The following is a 3,581-nucleotide window of genomic DNA, read 5'->3' on the forward strand; positions in this document are numbered from 1 at the left end:
CCCTGTAAAAGCCCCCTCCGGGAGGCTCATGCGCTGAGGCAGAGCCGCTTCCGGGCGACTTGTGCACCTTTTGAAACGGCAATGGTTTCGCCATGGGCGCATTATGGATTGCCTTGCCCCGCCAACACTACGGAACGCGGCAACAAATTGAAAAATAAGGAAAAAATCAGGATCGGGCAAAAAGTCGGCAACGCCGCGAAGCATCCGCCCCTTGGGGAGGGTGTAGCGAAGTCCAGAGAATATCCACAAAGTTATACCCGGTTCGTGTGGACAATCTCAGCTGCCCTGCCGGCCCCGGCGACAAAAGCGCCCGCAGGCGGTGCGGCGATGCGGATATGGCGCGGACCGCGCGAGCGGGCCCCGCCGGCCATATGGCGTCCCCAGGGGGAATCGAACCCCCGTTGCCGCCTTGAAAGGGCGGTGTCCTAGGCCTCTAGACGATGGGGACGAGCCGAAAACAGCGCCGGAGACGGCAAAACCCACCGCGGCGCCCCGCTTCTAATGGCGCAGGAGGAAACGGACACCGGGCTATGTTCTTCTTGCGAGTGCGATACCGGTTTGGTGGAGCCAGGCGGGTTCGAACCGCCGACCTCTACAATGCCATTGTAGCGCTCTCCCAACTGAGCTATGGCCCCCGGCACACTCCCGTCGCCTCCGCGCACGGCCCGCAAAAGGCCAAGCCGCCAACAGAAACGGCGCAGGATTGTCGCCAGCCGCACCCAAACTGTCAAGGCCACTTTGGTTTGACAGGCCACTTTGGTTCGACGGTTTTTACACGGTCTGCCGCGCGGGAATGGCGGAATTATGCGCCGCCGCTTTAATCAGAGAATCCCCAAGGCCATTTTTGGAGCCATTATTTGGCCGGCATCAGCATTTCGGCAATGTCTCTGCCAATCGTTGGCGCAGGCAATTCCCAACGTTCCTGTCGCGCAATCTCGAGCCATTCGTCAACAATCCGGCACAATTCTCGATAGACTTCCACTTCATCCTCGCCATGACAACACCGGCCTATGATTCCAGGACAATAGCCGACAAAACATCGATCTTCTTCCGACCATTCGACAATCTTGATGTACTTTGCGCTATCGGTCATTGTTAAGCTCCTGAATGCCTTGCCTTACCTCCTTTTCCTGATGAGGAGCAGTCTCCGGGACACGAGACCGCCGCCTCCCAAGCCCGCGCCCGCGCGACGCCCGTGACAAATAGCGCCGCCACCCGCGGCGACTGGCCGATTTACGTGGCAAAGCTCCGCCCTGTTGTCCACATGGACATAGTCATCGCCTGCAACAAACCGAAGGCGACGGCGACAGTATAAAATGCCGCGCTACGGCTGCGAATGGTTGCCAATATCAGATATATGGGAAAGATCACCGCCAAAAAGCGCGGCATGGGATAGACCATTTGGATGTGCGACGCCAGCGGCACCAGCACCATCCCCAGCGACCAGAAAAACAACAAGTTCCCGATCCGCTTTCTGCCCCAGAAGAGCAGCCCGACTACGGCGACCGTGCAGGCTACCCCGTACCCCAGGCCCATACGCGCACTGGATCTCCAATCAAAGGGATCCTCCAAATATTTCGCCAACCCCCAATGCACTGTCCGAATGGGATTCACGTGGGAATCCTCCGGAGGCACCCATGCGTACTGGGCATCCGCAAACATGAGCGGATTGCCGGTCTTGTAGTAGCACGCCACCATGAAGATCAGGATGCCAACCGGCACCAGCCCCAGCCACAACGCATTCGGGCGTATCGCCTTGATGCGCCACTTTCGCTGCCGCAGGTATTCAAGACCCAGCAACGGCGCCATCAGCACGCCGACCAGGCGAGTCGCCGCGGACAACATGCCCAGAATGCCGGCGAGAAACCAGTTCCCTTTGCGGGCGAAATACCATGCCCCGACGGTCAATGCCAAAAAAAGACCCTCGGTCATGAGGCAGGAGAACACATACGCGGTGGGAAAAAGAAAGAGGAACAGCGCCGCCTTCTTCGCCGTCTCGGTGTCTTTTGACAGTTCCACCAGTTTATAAAGAAACCAGGCGCCGACGATCAGCGCGACGTTGGACACGATAAGACCGCCGATATAGATGCTGCCGATGGGCGCTTCGACGAGGCGCGTCAACCACGGGTAGAGCGGGAAAAACGCCCAGATGGAGTAGCCTCTTGTAGGATCCAACGGATCCGGGCTCGGATCCCCCGGATACCCCATATCCGCAATAAAGTAATAAAACCTTGAGTCCCATGCGCTCCAGATATCCAACCAGGGCTGCCCGCTGCCAACCCCGAACCGCTGGACGTTGGACATACTGTCAACTTGCCCTATCCAACTCCTGGCAAATACGCCGACACCGGTCAGGACGAGCCGGGAAACAAGCCAGATCTTCAGGACGTAAGAAACGCCCGCAAGCGCATCCGAGCGCAAAATTCCCCGGAGGTCAAAGCCGCCCTGCCCCGCAATTTCATCCGCACGTGAGATTTCCGGGGAAGAGCTCCCTTCCGGCAATTGTTGCCTTTTCGCTCGCGCGTGCTTGGCGCCCGGCTTCTTATGCTTCGATCTTTTCTTCGCCATGGTCTTTGACCGCCGCTTGCGCCTGTACGGATCGCGCAGCCCCGATCCCGCGCCGGCGCGGCACGCCTTCTTCCAGGGACCCTACTGCGCCACCGGCGCCCCGTCCCGATAGTCGGTTGTGTGCAGCACTGCCCCGCCCGCATCCCGCGCAATCCACTGGCCGTGTCTGCGGCCATCCCGGTAGGGGCCCTCCTCTACATCGCCATTCGCCCAGCGCAAAATCCACTGGCCGTGTTCGTTGCCGTCCCGGTAGGGACCTTCCCACACATCCCCGCCAGCCGAGCGCAAGACCCACTGGCCGTGCCTCTTGTCGTCCCGGTAGGGGCCCTCCTCCACGGAGCCATTCGCCGAGCGCAGGCGCCATTGGCCATGTCTGCTGCCGTCCCGGTAGGGGCCTTCCTCCACAATCCCGCCGGCGTGACGCACCACCCACTGGCCATGTCTGCCGCCATCGCCGTAGGGCCCCTCCGACACATCTCCGGCCGCCCCCCGCAAAACCCACTGTCCCCGCGGCCTGCCTTCCGCGATCGTGCCCGCGGCCTGACCCGAGTGCTGCGGCGTCCTCCAGGCAAGCGTTCCCTCTCCCTGCGCCAGGTTGCCGACACAAGTTCCACTCCAGGTCCAAATCGCCAATTCCGCCGGGCGCCGGGTCCCTCCCGGCCGGAAATAACAGTCCCCAGGGCTGGCCAGTTCGAGGTAGCAATCCCCCACCTCTCCCGCGGAACAAGCCTGGCCGGCAAAATCCGCCGCGCTGCGCGCAAGGTACAGATACGCGCCCGCCGCAACCGCAAGCAGGAAAATTCCGACCGCAACAACGCCGCCAGGTTTGAGACGCTTCATCGTGCCGGCTGCCCGAACCGCCGCCGCGGGCCGCCGGGAACATTCGCCGGGAGCCTCCCTGCCCTGTAGCCAAACGCGGCATCCGCAATCAATACCTGCGCCGCCGGGACTGCGTCGAATACGCCCATGGCGGCCATTTTACGCAGCAGGCCGTTCATGACAACCGGCGCCAG

The 3,581-nt window shown here is 61.4% G+C and carries 3 protein-coding genes and 2 tRNA genes; all 5 read right to left on the bottom strand.

The annotated features are described in order from the left end of the window. Positions 1 to 372: 372 nt before the first annotated feature. The 5 genes from OXU43_00250 to OXU43_00270 all read right to left on the bottom strand — a co-directional run bounded on the left by OXU43_00250 (position 373) and on the right by OXU43_00270 (position 3,408). Positions 373 to 448, bottom strand: a tRNA-Glu gene (locus OXU43_00250). A 111-nt stretch (positions 449 to 559) separates the two neighbouring features. Next, positions 560 to 635, bottom strand: a tRNA-Ala gene (locus OXU43_00255). A 218-nt stretch (positions 636 to 853) separates the two neighbouring features. Then, positions 854 to 1,093: a hypothetical protein gene (locus tag OXU43_00260; protein MDD9823612.1), complete on the bottom strand. Its 240-nt coding sequence runs from the start codon at positions 1,091 to 1,093 to the stop codon at positions 854 to 856. A gap of 140 nt (positions 1,094 to 1,233) precedes the next feature. After that, positions 1,234 to 2,304, bottom strand: a complete 1,071-nt coding sequence (locus tag OXU43_00265) for a mannosyltransferase family protein (protein ID MDD9823613.1) — start codon at positions 2,302 to 2,304, stop codon at positions 1,234 to 1,236. Positions 2,305 to 2,649: 345 nt separating this feature from the next. Then, entirely contained in the window at positions 2,650 to 3,408 is a 759-nt protein-coding gene (locus tag OXU43_00270) for a hypothetical protein (GenBank protein ID MDD9823614.1), read from the bottom strand. Between the last annotated feature and the right edge of the window lie 173 nt (positions 3,409 to 3,581).

The organism is Gammaproteobacteria bacterium (assembly GCA_028817255.1).
Lineage (GTDB): Bacteria > Pseudomonadota > Gammaproteobacteria > Porifericomitales > Porifericomitaceae > Porifericomes > Porifericomes azotivorans.

What these genes read in the sequence shown, in the direction of transcription:
- OXU43_00260 (MDD9823612.1), bottom strand. Translation starts at nt 1,093, where the DNA reads ATGACCGATAGCGCAAAGTACATCAAGATTGTCGAATGGTCGGAAGAA.
- OXU43_00265 (MDD9823613.1), bottom strand. Translation starts at nt 2,304, where the DNA reads ATGTCCAACGTCCAGCGGTTCGGGGTTGGCAGCGGGCAGCCCTGGTTG.
- OXU43_00270 (MDD9823614.1), bottom strand. Translation starts at nt 3,408, where the DNA reads ATGAAGCGTCTCAAACCTGGCGGCGTTGTTGCGGTCGGAATTTTCCTG.